14 protein-coding genes are annotated in these 18,512 nt (G+C 62.4%); 7 read left to right on the top strand and 7 right to left on the bottom strand.

The window, feature by feature from the left end:
* Window positions 1-1,714: 1,714 nt before the first annotated feature.
* Together mtnA and VNX23_RS03965 are read right to left on the bottom strand one after the other, a co-directional pair.
* A complete protein-coding gene (gene mtnA / locus VNX23_RS03960) occupies window positions 1,715-2,815 on the bottom strand; it encodes an S-methyl-5-thioribose-1-phosphate isomerase (RefSeq protein WP_325627876.1) in 1,101 nt (366 codons plus the stop codon).
* Window positions 2,812-3,687 (bottom strand): S-methyl-5'-thioadenosine phosphorylase, encoded by an 876-nt coding sequence (locus VNX23_RS03965; RefSeq protein WP_325627877.1) that lies wholly within the window; start codon window positions 3,685-3,687, stop codon window positions 2,812-2,814. Before VNX23_RS03965 ends, mtnA begins: the two co-directional genes overlap by 4 nt.
* A gap of 161 nt (window positions 3,688-3,848) precedes the next feature.
* Between VNX23_RS03965 and VNX23_RS03970 the strand changes: the two genes are divergently transcribed.
* From VNX23_RS03970 to VNX23_RS03980, 3 genes are all read left to right on the top strand, one after another.
* Window positions 3,849-4,502 carry a class II aldolase/adducin family protein gene (locus tag VNX23_RS03970; RefSeq protein ID WP_325627878.1) on the top strand — a complete coding sequence of 218 codons (654 nt, stop codon included), beginning with the start codon at window positions 3,849-3,851 and terminating at the stop codon, window positions 4,500-4,502.
* A 196-nt stretch (window positions 4,503-4,698) separates the two neighbouring features.
* Window positions 4,699-5,505 carry an outer membrane protein gene (locus VNX23_RS03975; RefSeq protein ID WP_325627879.1) on the top strand — a complete coding sequence of 269 codons (807 nt, stop codon included), beginning with the start codon at window positions 4,699-4,701 and terminating at the stop codon, window positions 5,503-5,505.
* Between the two features lie 195 nt (window positions 5,506-5,700).
* On the top strand, window positions 5,701-6,669 hold the full coding sequence (locus VNX23_RS03980) for a hypothetical protein (protein ID WP_325627880.1): 969 nt from the start codon (window positions 5,701-5,703) through the stop codon (window positions 6,667-6,669).
* Window positions 6,670-6,698: 29 nt separating this feature from the next.
* On the opposite strand, the gene VNX23_RS03985 is transcribed toward VNX23_RS03980, so the two are convergent.
* The 4 genes from VNX23_RS03985 to VNX23_RS04000 all read right to left on the bottom strand — a co-directional run bounded on the left by VNX23_RS03985 (window position 6,699) and on the right by VNX23_RS04000 (window position 11,576).
* Window positions 6,699-7,496: an enoyl-CoA hydratase/isomerase family protein gene (locus VNX23_RS03985; protein ID WP_325627881.1), complete on the bottom strand. Its 798-nt coding sequence runs from the start codon at window positions 7,494-7,496 to the stop codon at window positions 6,699-6,701.
* 105 nt (window positions 7,497-7,601) lie between these two features.
* A complete protein-coding gene (locus VNX23_RS03990; protein WP_325627882.1) occupies window positions 7,602-8,801 on the bottom strand; it encodes a pyridoxal-phosphate-dependent aminotransferase family protein in 1,200 nt (399 codons plus the stop codon).
* A gap of 208 nt (window positions 8,802-9,009) precedes the next feature.
* Window positions 9,010-10,293 (bottom strand): MFS transporter, encoded by a 1,284-nt coding sequence (locus VNX23_RS03995; protein ID WP_325627883.1) that lies wholly within the window; start codon window positions 10,291-10,293, stop codon window positions 9,010-9,012.
* A 77-nt stretch (window positions 10,294-10,370) separates the two neighbouring features.
* Window positions 10,371-11,576, bottom strand: coding sequence for an alanine--glyoxylate aminotransferase family protein (locus VNX23_RS04000; protein ID WP_325627884.1), 1,206 nt, complete (start codon window positions 11,574-11,576; stop codon window positions 10,371-10,373).
* A gap of 289 nt (window positions 11,577-11,865) precedes the next feature.
* Here VNX23_RS04000 and VNX23_RS04005 point away from each other — a divergent pair, with 289 nt between their 5' ends.
* The 4 genes from VNX23_RS04005 (at window position 11,866) to VNX23_RS04020 (ending at window position 16,669) form a co-directional block, all read left to right on the top strand.
* On the top strand, window positions 11,866-12,594 hold the full coding sequence (locus VNX23_RS04005) for a GntR family transcriptional regulator (protein ID WP_325627951.1): 729 nt from the start codon (window positions 11,866-11,868) through the stop codon (window positions 12,592-12,594).
* A gap of 127 nt (window positions 12,595-12,721) precedes the next feature.
* Window positions 12,722-15,673 carry an FAD-binding and (Fe-S)-binding domain-containing protein gene (locus VNX23_RS04010; protein ID WP_414642943.1) on the top strand — a complete coding sequence of 984 codons (2,952 nt, stop codon included), beginning with the start codon at window positions 12,722-12,724 and terminating at the stop codon, window positions 15,671-15,673.
* 17 nt (window positions 15,674-15,690) lie between these two features.
* Window positions 15,691-16,119, top strand: coding sequence for a heme-binding protein (locus VNX23_RS04015; protein ID WP_325627885.1), 429 nt, complete (start codon window positions 15,691-15,693; stop codon window positions 16,117-16,119).
* Window positions 16,120-16,150: 31 nt separating this feature from the next.
* Window positions 16,151-16,669, top strand: a complete 519-nt coding sequence (locus tag VNX23_RS04020) for a hypothetical protein (protein ID WP_325627886.1) — start codon at window positions 16,151-16,153, stop codon at window positions 16,667-16,669.
* Between the two features lie 55 nt (window positions 16,670-16,724).
* Here VNX23_RS04020 and VNX23_RS04025 read toward each other — a convergent pair whose 3' ends face one another.
* Complete coding sequence (locus VNX23_RS04025; RefSeq protein ID WP_325627887.1) at window positions 16,725-18,461, bottom strand: sensor histidine kinase; 1,737 nt, start codon at window positions 18,459-18,461, stop codon at window positions 16,725-16,727.
* Window positions 18,462-18,512 lie beyond the last annotated feature (51 nt).

Consider the following 18,512-nt stretch of genomic DNA (forward strand, 5'->3'; position numbering starts at 1 on the left):
GCCATAGAAAAACAGGCTCGCGACCACCAGAAGATAGGCCTGAAACGGCCGGACCGGCGGCAGGTAATAGGTTGCGAAAACAACCGCAACAAACAAGCCGAACTGCCACGAAGTGAAGGTCATGCCATCCCCTGATCGCGATGGCGGACGGTAATATCCCCCGCCAGCCCGCACCCATTCGTTGGCCGTGTTTATTCGTCCCTGTAATTCGAACCCCGAAGCATTTTGGGTTGTTGATGCATAGAGAGGGCAACAATGCGGCCAATTGAGAACTTGCGCCGCTGCAACACACTTGAATTCTCCGGCTTCGATCAGTCGTGGTGGAGAGCAGCTCGGGTCGGCGATCGCCTACGTCTGTGGTCCCTCGCTAAAACAGGCGCCTCTGCCAAAAGAATCGGAAGTTTCCATTTCCGGCCAATTTGTTGACAAAGTTTCAGGCCCAATTTCGCGAATCCCATTGCAAAGCCAAGGGGCATTACATGTGGCTTGATCTGGCGGTTGCGTCGGGGCTGAGCCTTCCAGCGTTGATTTACGGCTCGCTTCTTTTTGTGCATTACATGCAATAGCGCGGGACTGAAGCCCCGCGCATCGCCCGCGCGACCGAAAGAACCTATCCTGCTGTGCCCCATTCTGGGGCGGCACTCTGCAAGAAAGTGCCGCTTCAAAGGGCAATCAACGCGCGTGTGGTGCAGTCGTACTCAACCTAAGAAATCGCGAAATCGAGCAAGTTCGATGATTTGCTGCGCGGGCAAAACGGCGCTTGGGAGAGATTGCCGAGGTGTGGTTTGTATCTCGTACATTTGATGCTGATGCGGGTTTCCTGGTAACCGCCACGAACTAGCGGAACGAGTCCGCCACCGTCACCATCACGCTCCAGTTGGGCAGCAGCTGTAAGTTTGCTGTAAGGACCGGCTTATAGATTTAGACTCGCATTCGTCCCCCCTCCTCCGGCCCCGCCAAACGGGACCGATTTCGTTCGGGGCAGACGAGCTTCAACCCGTCGGGCTTTGATCGTTGCTCGGGTGGATTGGTCGCGAGTGATAGATCGTCCTCAAACAATCACCTTCGCCGAAATGTGTTCCGCTGGAGTGCTCGGGGCGTTTATGACCGTGTTGCTGAGCGCATGTGCGCCGCCATCTACTTACACGCCGCCATCCCCACCGATGCAGGCTGCTGTTATCGCAGGGGTCAAAAAAGCTGCATCGGAAGCAAAGCTGGGTCCTCCGTTGGAGATGTCCGATGTGCGCCCAACTGATCACGGTCCCGGGCGCTATTTCGTCTGCGTCAGAGAGGCCAGTTCGACTTCGGAGCAGCACACTGTCTATTCAGTTTTCTACGACAATGACGAATACAAGGGTGCTCGAGTGTCGGTGATTGTGGATGCCTGCGAGGTTCAAGCATTTGCACCGATTTATACAGAGCCATCACCTTCCCCCTCTCCGAAGTCGACGCGAATTGGCAGAAATAAGTGAAATCAGGAAGCAGGGAACCGTGAGCGCCCTCCAAGCCCATGATTCCGGGCGCTACCTGCCAACAAATGGTTGGGCCATCAGAACCCCGGCCCAACCCGATGCGGTTTGATCATCGTGATGCCAGGACCGAGTCCGATTTCAATCTTGGCCCCCGAAAAGTTTGAGTTGCAGTGCATGGAAAACAACTGTCCTTGCAAAAGGAGGTCAGCCAAATTGCCTGGAAGTCTCGCCGCCCTGCCGTTTCAGTCTCCCGCCCGCTCCGGAAACGCAGAAGCCAGCGCTTCGCGGTCACTCTGCAGCACGCCGCGTTCGGTGATCAGCCCGCTCACGAGTCGCGCCGGCGTCACGTCGAAGCCGTAATTGGCGACCGGCGACCCCTCGGGCACGATCCGCACCGTCTCGATCCGCCCGTCCGCGGTGCGCCCGGTCATGGTGGCGACCTCCTCGGGGCTGCGCTGTTCGATCGGGATTTGCCGCAGACCATCATTGACGGAAAAATCGATCGTGGGTGACGGCAGCGCGACATAGAACGGCACGCCGTTGTCGCGCGCGGCGAGCGCCTTCAGATAGGTGCCGATCTTGTTGCAGACGTCGCCATTGGCCGTCACCCGGTCGGTGCCGACGATGACGAGATCGACCATGCCGTGCTGCATTAGATGGCCGCCGGTGTTGTCCGGGATCACCGTGTGCGGAACGCCGTGGTGCGCCAGTTCCCAGGCGGTCAGCGAAGCGCCCTGGTTGCGCGGCCGCGTCTCGTCGACCCAGACGTGGACTCCCACGCCTTGATCGTGCGCCGTATAGATCGGCGCCGTCGCCGTTCCCCAATCGACCGTTGCAAGCCAGCCCGCGTTGCAGTGGGTCAGCACGTTGACGCGCTCGCCCGGCTTCTTCCTGGCTGCGATCGTTGCGATCAGCTCGACCCCGTGCTGGCCGATGCCCTGGTTGATCGCGATGTCTTCCTCGGCGATTTCGCGGGCACGGACGTAAGCGGCCGCCGCACGCGCCGACGGCGGAAGCGTGGAAAGAGCCTTGCGCATCTCATCACACGCCCATTTCAGATTGATCGCCGTCGGCCGTGTCGCGCTCAGTGCATCGCAGGCGCGTGCCAGCGCCGCATCCGAAGCATCGGACCGCATCGCCAACGCCACACCGTAAGCGGCCGTGGCGCCTATCAGCGGCGCGCCCCGCACCAGCATCGAGCTGATGGCATCCGCCGCCTCGTCGCAACTGGTCATTCTTGCGATGACGAATTCGTGCGGCAGTCGTCGCTGGTCGATCGCACCGATCGACCAGCCATCCGGCTCGACCCATATCGTTCGGAAATGTCGACCGTCGACTTTCATGTGCGCAACACCCGTCCCGCCACCGCATCCAGCTTCTTCAGAAGGTCGCGATCCCGCGCGTCCGGCGCGGTGATCAGCGCTGTGTCAAGCGCGCGGTCAGACCCGATCGGGCACGGCTCGTGCTGCCTCGGAAAACCGCTGGCGAGACGCGCCACCAGACGGCGCGCCTTTTCGCCGTTCGCGTTGAGCACGTGAATGATGTCCTGCACCGTGACTGCGTCGTGATGGGGATGCCAGCAGTCGAAATCGGTCACCATCGCGACGCTCGCGTAGCAAATTTCGGCCTCGCGGGCGAGCTTGGCTTCCGGCATGTTGGTCATGCCGATCACCGAATAGCCCAGCGTCTTGTAGATCGTGCTCTCGGCGAGCGTGGAAAATTGCGGACCTTCCATGCAGAGATAGGTGCCGCCGCGGGAAAACGGGATTGCTTCGGCTTCTGCGGCTGCGGCGAGATGCACGTGCAATCGCGGCGAGACCGGATGGGCCATCGACACATGGGCGACGCAGCCCTTGCCGAAGAAGGAGCTCTCACGCCTGTAGGTGCAATCGACAAACTGATCGACCAGCACGAATGTGCCGGGCGGCAGCTCTTCCCTGAAGGAGCCGCAGGCCGAGAGTGAAATCAGATCGGTGACGCCGGCACGCTTGAGCACGTCGATATTGGCACGGTAGTTGATGTCGGAAGGTGACAGGCGGTGGCCACTGTCGTGCCGCGACAGGAACACGACCGGCAAGCCGGCGATAGTGCCCCGGCGCAAGGGCGCGGAGGGCTCGCCCCAGGGGCTGGCGATCACCTCCTCGCGGGCATGTTCAAGCCCGGGCAGATCGTAGATGCCCGATCCTCCGATAATGCCAAGCACGGCAGCTGTCATGAGCTTTTCCCGTCCGATTTCAATGCGAGGGCCGCTGCGCAACTCTCCAGGCCGGCCAATTGTCCCGACTATATTGCGGGGCCATAATCCACCTCTATTCGTCGAGTGCAAGGCCTTCTAATTTGAATCCTCACCAGCCTCATCTTGTTTAGGAAAAGCTGATGTCCACCACGAGCGACCGGGCGAAGCGGCAATCCATCATCGAGGCCTGCCGGCAGATGAACCAGCTCGGCATCAATCAGGGCACTTCGGGAAATATCAGCCTGCGCCACGCGGACGGCATGCTGATCACGCCGACCAGTACGCCTTATGAGACGATGAAGCCCGGTCAGATCGTATTCATGAAGCTGGAGGATGGCCCGCCACACGCCAAACAACGGCCGTCGAGCGAATGGCGCTTCCACCGCGATATCCTGAAAGCACGCGCGGAGGTGAACGCGGTAGTTCACGCACACCCGCCCTATGCGACGATACTGGCGATCATGGGCCTTGCGATTCCGCCGATCCACTACATGATCGCCTGCGCCGGCGGCGATACCATTCGCTGCGCGCCCTATGCGACCTTCGGAACGGAGGAACTGTCGCAACAGGCCGTCACTGCGCTGAAGGGAAGGTCGGCGTGCCTGCTGGCCCATCACGGCATGATCGCGGTCGGGCCGTCGCTGTCGAAAGCCATGTGGCTTGCGGTCGAGGTCGAAACGCTCGCGCGGCAATATTACGGCTGCCTCCAGATCGGGAAACCTCCGCTTCTGTCGAAGGAAGAGATCGAGAAGGTTCGCCTGCGCATGGCCGGCTACGGTCCTCCCGACGAGTGACCGGACGAACGCAAGCCCTGCCGGATCGCGTGGTGCGAACACTCTATCTTTTGCGTGAAGGCGTCACCGACGAATTTAATAAAATTTTCACTACAACTCGAGGCTGGGTATGCCAATGCCGCTCGCATGACGGACGGTAAACCCCTTGCGGCTAATCTTCCGGTCGATTTCCAAAAATCCAGCCGGAGAACTCTCGATGAAGCGCACATTGATTGGCATTGCCGCGATTACCAGCCTGCTCGCCACCGGCGCGCTCGCGGCCGATCTGCCGATGGGGCCCTATACCAGGGCGCCGGTCTTCGCCGAGCCCCTGTTCAACTGGACCGGCTTCTATGTCGGCGGCAACGTTGGCTATAGCTTCGGAAGGTCGAGCGACACTTCGACGCTGACTGGCAGCACAGGCGCGGCCTTGTTTGGCAGCGCAGGCACATCGAACCTGACTGGCGTCATTGGCGGCGCCCAGATCGGCTATAACTGGCAGATCCGGAATTTCGTGGTCGGGATCGAGGCCGATATCCAGGGCAGCAACGAGAAGGGCCAGCGCATTTTCACCTGCTCGTCCTGCGAGCCCCCGCCACCCGTTGCGCTGCTCACTCCGGCAGCCCTGGAGCAAAAGGTCGACTGGTTCGGAACCGTGCGCGGTCGCGCAGGCGTTGCCGTAAGCCCGATGTTCCTGCTCTACGCCACCGGCGGTCTCGCTTACGGCGAAGTCGATACCAAGGAGACGATCGGCACCCCGCCGGTGCTGTTCTCGGCCGCGACCACCACCAATGTCGGTTGGACGGCCGGCGCCGGCATCGAAGGCGCGATCGGCGGCGGCTGGACGGCCAGGCTCGAATATCTCTATGTCGATCTCGGCAAGGTGAACGGATCGTTCGTGACGACTATTCCTGCGCTTGGCGGCGGCGTCATTGTCAGCAACTACAATTCGCACATCACCGACAACATCGTGCGGCTCGGCATCAACTACAAATTCAATGGCCCGGTCGTGGCGAGATACTGAGGTTTAACTCGCTTCGGAAAAACGGAAAGCCCGGCCTCGCGCCGGGCTTTTTGTTTCCGAAGTCGTGAGAGGCCCGACACAGGAACTTCCGACAGGAAAGCAGTTTATGCACGCTGCACGTGTGCTATACATGGGTTGCGCGGGCGACATGTGTCTTCAGCGCCTGCGGCGAGAACGATCTGGGAGTGCGTGGGGTTGATCCGCAAAGTTTTCTTCGCCGCCACACTTGTTCTGACGTCCGCGCTTGTCTTGACGTCTTGCCCTGACGTGGCTCTCGCCGGCTCACCAGCGAGTGCCGGGCAAGGCGCAGGGCCAGCCGAAAGCGCCGCTCCCAAGAGTGAGGCCGCGGAAGCCTGGGACGCAGTCAAGAACACAACAAATCCGGCGCTGCTCGAAGCGTTCATCCAGCGCTATGGCACCACCTTTTTTGCCGAACTCGCAATGGCGCGGCTCAACGAACTCAAGGCGGCTGCCGCCAAGGCGCGCCCGTCGGCGCCTTCATTGCCACCGATGCCGAAGGACGGCGTCCGCGAACGCGTCGCGCTTTACGAAGAAGATCCCACAGATGCAAAGGGACGGCGATTTGATGGTTCGGTGATCTGGCGCACCGAAAAGATCAAAACCAATGGTAAGCCCGACGAACTCGCCGCACGCGCCGATGTCGAGATTCCGTCGCGTGGGTTGCGAATGACGATGTCGCTCAAACGCAATCTCGATCCATCTTTGCCGGCAAGCCACGTCGTCGAGCTGACGATCGCGGTGTCTGGCGACTTCGACGGCGGCGGGGTCGCCAACGTGCCGGGGATCCTGATGAAAGCGAACGAGCAGGCGCGAGGTTCGCCCTTGGCAGCACTTTCCGTCAAGGTCACCGACGGTTCTTTTCTCGTTGGGCTGTCATCTCAGCCCTCCGACCGCCAGCGTAACGTGCACATGCTGCTGGAGCGCCCGTGGTTCGATATACCGATCAACTATGTGAGCCAGCGGCGCGCCATCCTTGCCATCGAGAAGGGCGGAACTGGCGATCAGGTTTTCAAAATGGTCTTCACGGCGTGGGGCCAATATCCGGATTCAACGCAGCCCGAGACCGCTGCGTCGGAGGAATCGAAGCGTACTATGCCGGAGGAATGGAAGCGTACAATGACGCGCGGATCCAAAGCGCCGTAGCGTTCAGATCCATCTCCGGATGCAGCAAGTTACTTCCCCTTGAAATTCGGCGTGCGCTTGTTGAGGAAGGCGTCCATCCCCTCGCGGAAATCTTCGCTCATATAGGCCTTGAGGATCAGATCCTCGCCCTCGTCGCGGGAGAGCGTGCGGCGAATGCGGCGCACCGCCTCCTTCGTCACCTCGAGCGTGATCGGCGCGTGGCCGGCGACGAGCTTCGCGGTCTCGTCCGCACGGCGCTGCAGCGTCTCGACGTCGCTCACGACCTCATTGAGCAGCCCAAGCGCGAGCGCCTCGGGCGCTTCCACCAGCCGCGCCTTGAAGATCAGGTCCTTGGTGCGCGCCGGCCCGATCAGGGACACCAGGCGGCTGATGTTGGACATCGACAGGCAGTTGCCGAGCGTGCGCGCGATCGGAAAGCCGATCCGTGTCGAGGCGGTGCCGATCCGGATGTCGCAACAGGCGGCAATTCCCGCCCCGCCGCCGGTGCAGGCGCCGGCGATGGCGGCAATGGTCGGCACGCGCACCTGTTCCAGCGTGCCGAGCACGCGATCGATCCGCGCTTCGTAGTCAAGCGAGTCCTGCGCGGTCTTGAAGGCGCGGAATTGCGAGATGTCGGTGCCGGAGGCGAATGCCTTGTCGCCCGCGCCGGTGAGGATCATCGCCTTGATCGAGCGGTCGGCGTTGATGTTCTCGCAGATCGAGGCCATCTGCTCGTACATCGCAAAGGTCAGCGCATTGCGCGCCTGCGGGCGGTTGAAGGTCAGGTGCGCGATGCCGCCTTCGACGGCGTAGATGAGGTCTTCATTCGTTTGCACGGGGGCGTTCATCTCTCGCGCTCTTTCTTTATCTCGCGGGTTCAGTGTTGACGACCTTTGCAACGAGGCACGACCTTGGCGCGCCGGCGATGGCAACGCCGCTCGCTACGTCAGCATTCAGGCCACCGCGGCCTTCGGCATCGCCATCGCGTTGCGTCCCTTGAGGACCTCCATGGCGCTCATCACGCCGCCGCCGCGATGCGGAATTTTGCCGAGATCGAGCCCCATCTCCACCCCCGACAATGTTCCCATCAGCATGAGGTCGTTGAAGTGCCCGATATGGCCGATCCGGAACGCCCGGCCCTTCAGCTTGCCAAGGCCCGTTCCGAGCGACATGTCGAAGTTTTCCAGAACCACCTTGCGGAAGGCGTCGGCGTCGTGGCCGTCCGGCACCATGACCGCGGTGAGCGACGGCGAGTAGGCGTTCGGGTCGAGGCAGACGAGGTCGAGCCCCCAGGTCTTGGCCGCCGCGCGCGTCGCCGCGCCATGGCGCCTGTGGCGGGCAAAGACGTTCTCCAGCCCCTCCTCCTCCAGCATCGCGATGGCCTCGCGCAGCGCGAACAGAAGGTTGACGGCCGGCGTATAGGGGAAGGTGCCGAGCTTGTTGAATTCGAGCATGTCGTGCCAGTCCCAATACGAACGAAGCGACGAATTCGCCCTGGAGATGGCAAGCGCCCTGTCCGAGAGCGCGTTGAAGCTCAGGCCCGGCGGCAACATCATGCCCTTCTGCGATCCGCCGACGGCCACGTCGATGCCCCAGGCGTCGTGCTCGTACTCCATCGAGGCGAGGCCAGAGATGGTGTCGACCATCAGCAGCGCCGGGTGATTGGTGCGATTGAGCGCTTTGCGGACTTCCAGCGGATGGGTGACGCAGCCGGTCGAGGTCTCGTTGTGGATGACCATGACCGCCTTGATCTTGTGCGAGCGGTCGGCGGCGAGCCTGGACTCGATTTCAGCGACATCGGCGCCGCGGCGCCAGTCGGTCGGCATGAATTCGACATCGAGCTTGAATTTTTCCGCAATGCCTCGCCAGAGCACCGCGAACTGCCCGGTCTCGGCCAAAAGCACCTTGTCGCCGGGTGACAGCGTGTTGACGAGCGCCGCTTCCCAGGCGCCGGTCCCGGAGGACGGGAAGATGATCACCGGGTGCTTGGTGCGGAAAATGCGCTGCAGCCCGGTCATGACCGCATAGCCGAGCTCGGCGAATTCCGGCCCGCGATGATCGAGCGCCGGCATATCCATGGCGCGCAACACCCGGTCGGGGATGTTGGTCGGGCCGGGAATCTGTAGAAAATGCCTTCCGGTATGCAGCGTCATCGTCGTCCTTCCCGGCAGTGGGTTCCGCAAAGCGGTCGAATATCACCAATCGGGCGGCTTGTCCTGCGCCCAAGCCCCGTCGTCAATGGATAAGAGATGGTCCCCCACCCCAACCCTCCCCCCGCAAGCGGGGAGGGTATCGCGCGCAGGCGACGGGAGGGGGAAGGTTGTCGCTGGCTTCTTTTGACCGAATGTACCCAAAACCCCGTTATTCCGCGGCGACCGCCTGGCTGCCAGGCAACATCGGCTCGCCGGCCTCGAACGGGATCTCGGGGTGCATCAGGAAGGCGCAGAAGCCCCCGAGCACGAGCAGACCCATCGACATCAGGAACGGCAAATACCAGTTTCCGGTCACGTCGATCACGTAACCGGCAACCAGCGGCGAGACGATCGCTGCGAACGCGGAGCCCGTGTTCATCAGGCCTGAGGCCGTCCCCGAAAATTTCGGCGCAATGTCCATCGGCACCGACCACATCGGGCCGATCGTGATTTCAATGAAAAAGAAGCCGGAGGAAAGGCATAGCGCCACGACCGTGATGTCGTGGATGAAAATGATCGGAATAAGCGAGGCGAGCGCGCCGGCAAAACCGGTGACCGTGACGCTGAGCCGGGCAAGGCGGACGTTGCCGGTTCGCTTGAGAATGCCGTCAGAGAGGATTCCGCCGAGACTGTCGCCGACCACGCCGGCAAAGAATACGCCGGAGGCAAACAACGCCGAGTTCTTGATGTCGAGACTGAAATTGTTCTTGAAGAACAGCGGCAGCCAGTTCAGGTAAAGCCACAGGCTCCAGCCGTAACAGAAATAGGTCAGCGTCACCGGCCACATCCGGGCCAACAGCGGTCCCCACGGCACTTTGGGCCGCGCGCCGGGTGCGCGTGGCGGCAGCGACGCCAATTCTTCTGATGTGATCGAGGGATGGTCCTTGGGCTCGTTGCGAAAATACAGGACCCAGACCACGCCCCAGAGCAAGCTCACCAATCCAAGCACGATGAACGAGCCGCGCCAGGTCAGCCAGGCCATCAGCACCGCGATCAAGGGTGGCGTCACGGCGTTGCCAAGGCGAGCAAATGCGTGCGTGAGGCCTTGGGCAAAGCCTCTGCGGCCGGCAGGCGTCCAATATTGCATGGCGCGCGTCGCTGTCGGAAAGGTCGCTCCCTCGCCAAAGCCGAGCGCCACGCGCGCGATGAAGAGCGTCACCAGGCCCGTCACGAAGCCGGTCATGATGGTCGCCGACGCCCAGATCAGGCCGCACCAGAACAATGTCCTGCGCGGCCCGAAACGATCGCCGACCCAGCCGCCGATCACCTGGAACAGGAGATACGGATAGGCAAAGGCCGAGAACACGAGCCCAAGCTGGGTGTTTGAGAGATGGAGCTCCTTCTGGATTTCGCTCGCGGCGGTGCCGATATTCACCCGGTCGACATAGGTGATGAAATACATCACGCAGAGCAGGCCCAGCACGACGTGCGTGGCTTTGAACTGAAGCCGCATCTTGTTCATTCCTCCCAGGCAACCCTACTCAGATAGTTTGTCGACGCCGATCCGTCAGGACAAATGGCGCCGATCCGCTACGGCTTGACCATCTTCAGATGCGCCGAGTTCGATTGGCTAGGCTCTTCCAGCGTCTTCATCGCTGCATCGACCCCGCCGGCGCGGTGCGGAACGCCGGCCGCCGCCAGTCCCATCTCCACGCCCGACAGGGCGCCGAGCAAGGTGAGCTCGTTGCATTCGCCGAGATGACCGATGCGGAAAACTTTCCCGGCGAGCTTCGAGAGTCCCGAGCCGAGCGACATGTTGTAGTTATCCAGCACGGTTTTGCGGAACTTGTCGGCGTCATGGCCGGGCGGCATCACCACCGCGGTGAGCACCGGCGAATATTCGGCAGGCTCCAGGCACAGCACCTCCAGGCCCCATTGGGTGACCGCGGCGCGCGTTGCGGCGGCCAGACGCTTGTGGCGGGCGAACACGTTGTCTAACCCCTCCTCCAGCATCATCGCGATCGCCTCGCGCAGCCCGTAAAGCAGGTTTGTCGCCGGCGTGTACGGAAAAAAGCCGTTCGCATTCGGCTTGAGCATTTCTTCCCAATCCCAATAGGAGCGCGGCATTTTGTTGGTTTTTGCGGCTGCGCGCGCCTTTTCGGAAACCGCGTTGAAGCCAAGCCCCGGCGGCAGCATGAATCCCTTTTGCGAGCAGCTCACCGTCACGTCCACCTTCCACTCGTCGTGCCGATAATCGACCGAGCCGAGCGAGGAAATCGTATCGACCAGGAGCAGCGCGGGATGGCCGACCCTGTCCATCGCGGCGCGGATCTCGCCGATGCGGCTGGTGACCCCGGTCGACGTCTCGTTGTGCACGACCATCACCGCCTTGATGGCGTGGGCCTTGTCGGCCGCGAGCTTGGCCTCGATCGCGGCGGGGTCGGCGCCGTGGCGCCAGTCACCGGGCATGAAATCGACGTCGATGCCCCAGCGGCCGGCCATTTGCCGCCACAACGTGGCGAAATGCCCGGTCTCGACCATCAGCACCTTGTCCCCGGGCGATAGCGTATTGACGATCGCCGCTTCCCACGCGCCGGTGCCGGAGGACGGAAAAACGATCACGGGACCCTTGGTCTTGAACACCTTCTGGCAGCCCTCGAAAACCGCCTTGCCGAGTTCTGCGAACTCGGCGCTGCGGTGGTCGATGACCGGCATGTCCATGGCGCGAAGCACGCGGTCGGGCACCGGGCTCGGCCCCGGTATGTTCAGGAAATGGCGTCCCTGGTGCTTGGTCACGGATTCCTCCTCTGTCGGCGAAGGGTAGTGTTCCAGTTCTGACATTCGTACGGGTTGCTGCGCGCGCTTTTACGAATGTCAGAACCAAAGGAACACTACGAAGCTTATTGATTCTGGTGTGGTTTTTGGATTTGACATTCGCCATGTCAGAACTCGCGGCGAGACTTAAGCGAATGCCAAATCCACAGCAGCAATATTGCATTCATTTTTTCCCGCTTCAACCCATAAATTGTGTGCAATTTTTGTCGACGGCCCCGCTGCCAGCGCGTATGTTCCGGTCATGAAGCCGATGATTCCAAACGACACCACCTCACAGGCGCTCGCGAACGCCGCCGATGGCGCGCGAGAAGAGCAGTCGCTCCACGGCGAGATCCTGAGCAGGCTGCGCGACTACATCGTCGAAGGCAATATTCCCGACGGCGGCCGGGTTCCGGAACGGCAGCTTTGCGAAATGCTCGGGATATCGCGCACGCCGCTGCGCGAGGCGTTGAAGGTGTTGGCGTCCGAAGGCCTGGTGGAGCTGTTGCCCAACCGCGGCGCGCGCGTGCGGCGCTTGAGCGAGAAGGATCTCGGCGAACTGTTCGACGTGATGGGCGGGCTGGAAGGTCTTGCCGGCCGGCTTGCCTGCGAGAACATCACCGATGAGGAGATCGCCGAAATCGAGCGGCTGCACTATGAAATGTACGGCTTCTACCTGCACCGCGACATGCACGGCTACTTCCACGTCAACCAGCTCATCCACCAGAAAATCGTCGAGGCCTCGCGCAACACGACGCTGAAGGCGACCTACGCCAACCTCGCCGGCCGGATTCGCCGGGTGCGCTACTCCGCCAATTTCGCCCGCAAGCGCGAGCGCTGGGGAGAGGCGATGCGCGAACACGAGACCATCCTGGATGCGCTGCGCCGCCGCGCCGGCGACGAACTCAGCGACATCCTGTTCCGCCACCTGCGCAACAAGCGCACCGCGGCGGTGGAATTTCTCAACGCCGGCGGCGTGGCGGCTTCCGAACCGGCTTGATATCGTCCCGGCTCTGAATCGGATTTTACCTCATCCTAATTTTGCATTCAAATCGGAAAACGAGCTCGGCAGATTTGTATTTTAGCCAAATACAGGAACGACCGCATCCAGCGGTAGTGGAATTGGAATGACCGATACGGGCTCGACAAAACTGAAGGAGCGGCTGTCGCGCGAGATCACCGGCGAGGTCTTCCTCGATGCGTTCGACCGCGGCCGCTATGCAACCGACGCCTCGTTTTACCAGATCATGCCGGAAGCCGTCGTGGTGCCGCGCTCTATCCCCGAGGCGCTGCGCGCGCTCGCCATCGCCCGCGATACCGGCTGCAAGGTCACGCCGCGCGGCGGCGGCACCTCGCAATGCGGCCAGACCATCAATGACGGCATCGTCATCGACTTCTCGAAACACCTCAACCGCATCATCTCGCTCGATCCGGAGAAGCGGACCTGCCTCGTCGAACCCGGCATCGTGCTGGATGATCTCAACCGTCAACTCAAGCGGCACGGCTTGTGGTTTCCGGTCGACGTCTCCACCGCCTCGCGCGCCACCATCGGCGGCATGGCCGGCAACAATTCCTGCGGCGGGCGGTCGCTTCGTTACGGCACCATGCGCGACAACACCCTTTCGATGGACGCGGCTTTGGCCGACGGCACGAAGCTGCATTTCGGCGAGGTGTGGCGCGACCTTGAGGGCGTGGAGCCACCATCAGCCTCGGCACTGTTCCGCAACATGCTTGATCTCGGCGAGCGGGAGGCCGCCGAGATCGCCGAGCAGTTTCCGAAGGTGCAGCGCCGGGTCGGCGGCTACAATCTCGATGCGCTCGTTCCCCGCAACGCGCCGAACAACATGGCGCATCTTCTGGTCGGCTCCGAAGGCACGCTCGCCTTCACCACGCAGGTCGAACTGAAGCTGTGGCCGGTGATCCGCAACCGCGTGCTCGGTGTCTGCCACTTCGGCAGCTTCTACGAGGCGATGGATGCCGCCCAGCATCTGGTCAAGCTTAAGCCCATCGCGGTGGAACTGGTCGATCGCACCATGATCGCGCTGGGGCGCGACATCCCGATGTTCCGGCCGGTGATCGAGGCGACCGTGCGTGGTGATCCCGATGCGCTTCTGATCGTCGAATTCGCCGAGGAAGATCAGGTCGACAATCTACGAAAGCTCAAGCAGCTTTCGGAACTGATGGGCGATCTCGGCTTTGGCTGGAACAACCCGGTGCGCAAATGGGGTGGCGTGGTCGATGTCGTCGAAGCGGCGACGCAGACGGCGATTGCCGATTTCCGCACCTCCGGCCTCAACGTCATGATGTCGATGAAGCAGGAGGGCAAGCCGGTCTCCTTCGTCGAGGATTGCGCGGTGCCCTTGCCGCATCTTGCCGACTACACCGCACGGCTCAACGCCATCTTCGCCAAACATGGCACCCGCGGCACCATGTACGCGCATGCTTCCGAGGGCTGCCTGCATGTGCGCCCGGTGCTGAACCTGAAGCTCGACAAGGACGTCAAGGCGATGCGCGCGATCGCCGAGGAAGCCTTCGCGATGGTGCGGGAGTACAAGGGCTCGCATTCGGGCGAGCACGGCGACGGCATCGTTCGTTCGGAATTCCACCAGACCATGTTCGGCTCGCGCATCATCGAGGATTTTCGCCAGGTGAAGCGGCGCTTCGATCCCGATTCCGTGCTCAACCCCGGCAAGATCGTCGATGCCCCGCGCATGGATAACCGCTCGCTGTTCCGCTATCCGCCGGACTACGCCGTCGGCGAGATGAAGACGGCGCTCGACTGGTCCGCCTATCCCGGCGCGGGCGGCGGCTTTCAGGGTGCAGTCGAGATGTGCAACAACAACGGCGCCTGCCGCAAGCTCGAAGGCGGCGTGATGTGCCCGTCCTATCGCACGACCCGCAACGAAAAGGACGTCACGCGCGGCCGCGCCAATACGCTGCGGCTCGCGATCTCCGGCCAGTTGGGGCCGGGCGCACTTTCATCCGACGAAATGATGGACACGATGAAGCTCTGCGTGTCCTGCAAGGCCTGCCGCCATGAATGCCCGACCGGCGTCGACATGGCCAAGATGAAAATCGAGGTGCTTGCGGCGCGGCGCGCAAGGTTCGGACTTTCGCTGCGCGACGCCCTCGTCGGCTACTTGCCGCGCTATGCGCCGCTGTTTTCGCGCCTCGCTCCGCTTGCCAATTTGCGCAATCGGAGCAGGTTGCTCAAAACCCTGCTCGAGCGCGTGGCGGGCATCAGCGCGCAGCGCCTGTTGCCCGAATGGCGGCGCGATGTCTTTGCACCGGAGAGCGAGGTATTCGGCCCGACTGACGGGCGCGAGGTCGTGCTGTTCGCCGACACCTTCAACCGGACTTTCGAGCGCGAGAACCTGGATGCCGCGCTGCGCGTACTCGTCGCGGGCGGATACCGCGTCCACATTCCGAGGCCGGCCTTCCGCGGCAAGCCATTGTGCTGCGGCCGCACCTTCCTCTCGGCAGGCCTCGTCGATCATGCCCGCGCCGAGCTTGACCGGCTGGTCGCGGCTTTCGCGCCGTTCGCCGCGCGCGGCGTTCCCATTGTCGGGCTCGAGCCGAGCTGCCTGTTGACGCTTCGCGACGAGTTGCTCTCGCTGCGTTCCGACGAGACGACGAAAAACGTCAGTGCGCACGCGCTGATGTTCGAGGAGTTTTTGGTCCGCGAGGCATCCGCCGGCCGCCTGCAATTGTCGCTTGGCCCGATCGCGCCCAAGGCGGTCGTGCACGGCCACTGCCATCAGAAATCGTTTGGCGCGTTCAAGGTGGTCGAGCAGGCGCTTCGCTTGATTCCGGATCTGAAGGTCGAAGCCATCGAATCCAGCTGCTGCGGCATGGCCGGCGCGTTCGGTTATGGCGCCGACACCTATGAAGCGTCGATGGAGATGGCCGAATTATCGCTGCTGCCTGCGGTGCGGCGCGCAGAGGCCGAAACCCTGGTGATCGCCGACGGCACGTCGTGCCGGCACCAGATCAGGGACGGCACCGATCGCCCTGCCCTTCATGTCGCGCGTGTGCTCGCAATGAGCCTCGACAGTTCGCCTCAAATCCGCACAACCTGACGCAAAGGAACCTGCCCATGGCTAGCCTCACCCTCGACATCGCCCGCAAGATTCTCGATGCAGCCCTTGCCAAGGCGGTCGAGAAAAAATTCAAACCGCTCGTCATCACCATTCTCGACGCGCGCGGCGCGGTCAAAGTCACCGCCGCGCAGGACGGCACCAGCCTGATGCGGGCCGAAATCGCTCACGGCAAGGCTTGGGGTGCGCTCGCGATGGGCATGGGTTCGCGTGCGCTGTTCCAGCGGGCGCAGGAGCAGGCCTATTTCATCGACGCGGTGAACACGATCGCGCAGGGACGACTTATACCGGTGCCGGGCGGCGTTCTGATCCAGGACGGCGGCACTTTGCTGGGCGCGATCGGCGTTTCCGGCGACACCTCGGACAATGACGAGATCTGCGCCATCGCCGGCATCGAGGCGGCGGGGTTGAAGGCGAATCCGGGATAGGCGTCAGGCCGCTCTCAAGGCTGCAACCAATATGGCCAGACCACGCTTTTCCCCCTGGCTAAAACGCATCGTCGTAGGATGTGTCGCGATCGTTGGCGCCGGATTAGTTTCGTCGTTCGTCAGCGATTCCAAAGTTCGTTTCCTGCTGGCGAGCGTTGTCATTTCGCTCCTCGAAAACGACAAACCTCCACCGATGTTCGAAGCCGATCTAAAGGGCAGGTGGAATAAGTGGGACGAAGCCAGCCGAAAACTCAGTGATCATGTGCAGGAACAGTTCCCCGCGGGCACGCCCGAAGCGGAGTTGAAATCCAGGTTGGAGAAACAGGGATTCAAACCTTTAGCCTCACCCCGCCGCGATTGTGTGCCGGCCGGACAGGCGATGCCCGCGGGACAAACCTACACGCCCTGCCCGACGTCTGATCCAAGCAAAATCCTTGTCTATCGCTGGGGTGGTGTGGTCTGCACTGAGACGGTCGCGGTTCGCTGGACAACTGATAGCGTCAATGCCGTCACCCAGGTGAGCGCCCGATATGATGCGGCTTGTCTGTGAGGCAACGCGGGCGAATTGCGACCCTCACGCGACCCAGAAGTGAACGGAGACAATCCTACCCCGGCGCCACCAGCGGAAGCGTCAGGCTGATGGTCGTGCCGCGTCCCGGCGCCGAGACGATCGCAATCCTGCCGCCGAGCTGCTGCGTCACCAGATTGTAGACAATGTAGAGGCCCAGACCGGTGCTGCCCTGCGAACGTCTGGTCGTGAAGAACGGATCGAACACGTGGCGCTGGACTCCCTCCGGAATGCCGCTGCCGTCATCCGAAAAGGTGACCTCGACCTGGTCGGTGCCCAGGCGCTGGGCCTTGATCGTCATGTGTCCGCCGGGCGCATTGGCGAAGCCGTGGGTGACGGCGTTGAAAATGAGGTTGGTCAGCACCTGCCCGTAGGGACCGGGGAAGCTGTCCATCACGATATCAGGCGGCACTGCCATCGCGAGCGAAGATTGCGATTTGGTCAAGCGCGAGCGCACGCTTGCTACCACCTGCTCGGTCGCGAGTTTGAGGTCGAAGAGGCGCCGGTCATCGGTGGAGCGGTCGACTGCCACCTGTTTGAACGATTGGATCAGTCCTCCGGCGCGCTGCAGGTTCGCCACCAATTGTTCTGCTGCACCCTGGCATCCGTCGGCGAACTCGGAAAGCTGGGCGCGCCGCAGCCGGTCCGAGGCAATCTGTTCCTTGAAGTGCGCGCTGCGCTGCGCCAGCGTCGATGCGACCGTCAGGCTGGTGCCGATCGGGCTCGATATTTCGTGCGCGACGCCCGCAACCAGGCCGCCGAGCGCGGCGAGCCGTTCGGTCTCGATGAGAAAACGTTGGGTTTCGCTGGCGTGCAAAGCGGCCTCGGCCACCCTCCGCTTGTCGCGGATTTCGGCAAACAGGGCCGCAAGCAGCGATGCGCCGATCGTCACCATCAGGATGCTGACCTGGGCCGCGAGCACGCGCTCCTCATTGGAGAGGCTGCCGAAATAACCGATGCCGAAGGTCGTCGTCCAAACGATCGAAAGGCTTACGATGAACGCGGCTGCGGCTGCGAAAACCGGACGGCAACGCGCAGCGACCCACAACAGCGGCGCGAACAGCACGGCCACGGGTCCCACGGTTGCCAAAAGCTCGGAGCGCAGGAAAATCGCAAATCCGCTCACAAGCGCCAGTGCAGCGACCGCCAAACCGCCTTCGACCAGTTCGCTCCAGGGCGGACGATCGCGCGAGGCCGATGCAAGCTCGATCAACAGCGGCGCAACGGCGAGGATTCCGAGGCCATCGGAGGCGAACCAGTGCTCCCAGGTCGTCAGGATCGGCGCGGTCGAATTGTGAAACAGGATAAACCCAACGGTCCCGAAGACCCCTGAAACAGCGGTGGCGATGACGGCCGCCCCTGCCAATCCAATGACATTATGCGGCCGGTTCAGCCTGAAATCCGGGCCAAAGTTGCGCTCAATCAGCCAGGCCGCGAGCACGGCCTCGCCGGCATTGCACAACCCGAAAAGGACCGCGCTCCAGACAGTGCGGTCGCCAAAGAGATTAGCCGCGATCGTCGCAGCCACAGTGCCGAAAACGACCGGCCAACGCGCGCGGGGACCCAACGCAATCAGGGCGCCGGCGGAAACACCCGCCGCAGGCCAGAAAACCGCAACACCTTCGGGCTTGGTCAGGAGCTCGAGACTGAGCCGGGCGGCGACGAAATAGGTGATGCCGATCGCAACCGCGAGCCCAATCGAGCCGCCCCACCGGGTCAGGTCTATGCCGGTGGCCAGCCCATGCCGAACCTGTATTCCCAGATTCTGGTGCATGCCGTGCCCCTCCGCCAGCACCCTTTAATACCACAAAACCTCCGCAAATGA

It is taken from the genome of Bradyrhizobium sp. (genome assembly GCF_035570375.1).
Taxonomy (GTDB): Bacteria; Pseudomonadota; Alphaproteobacteria; order Rhizobiales; family Xanthobacteraceae; genus Bradyrhizobium.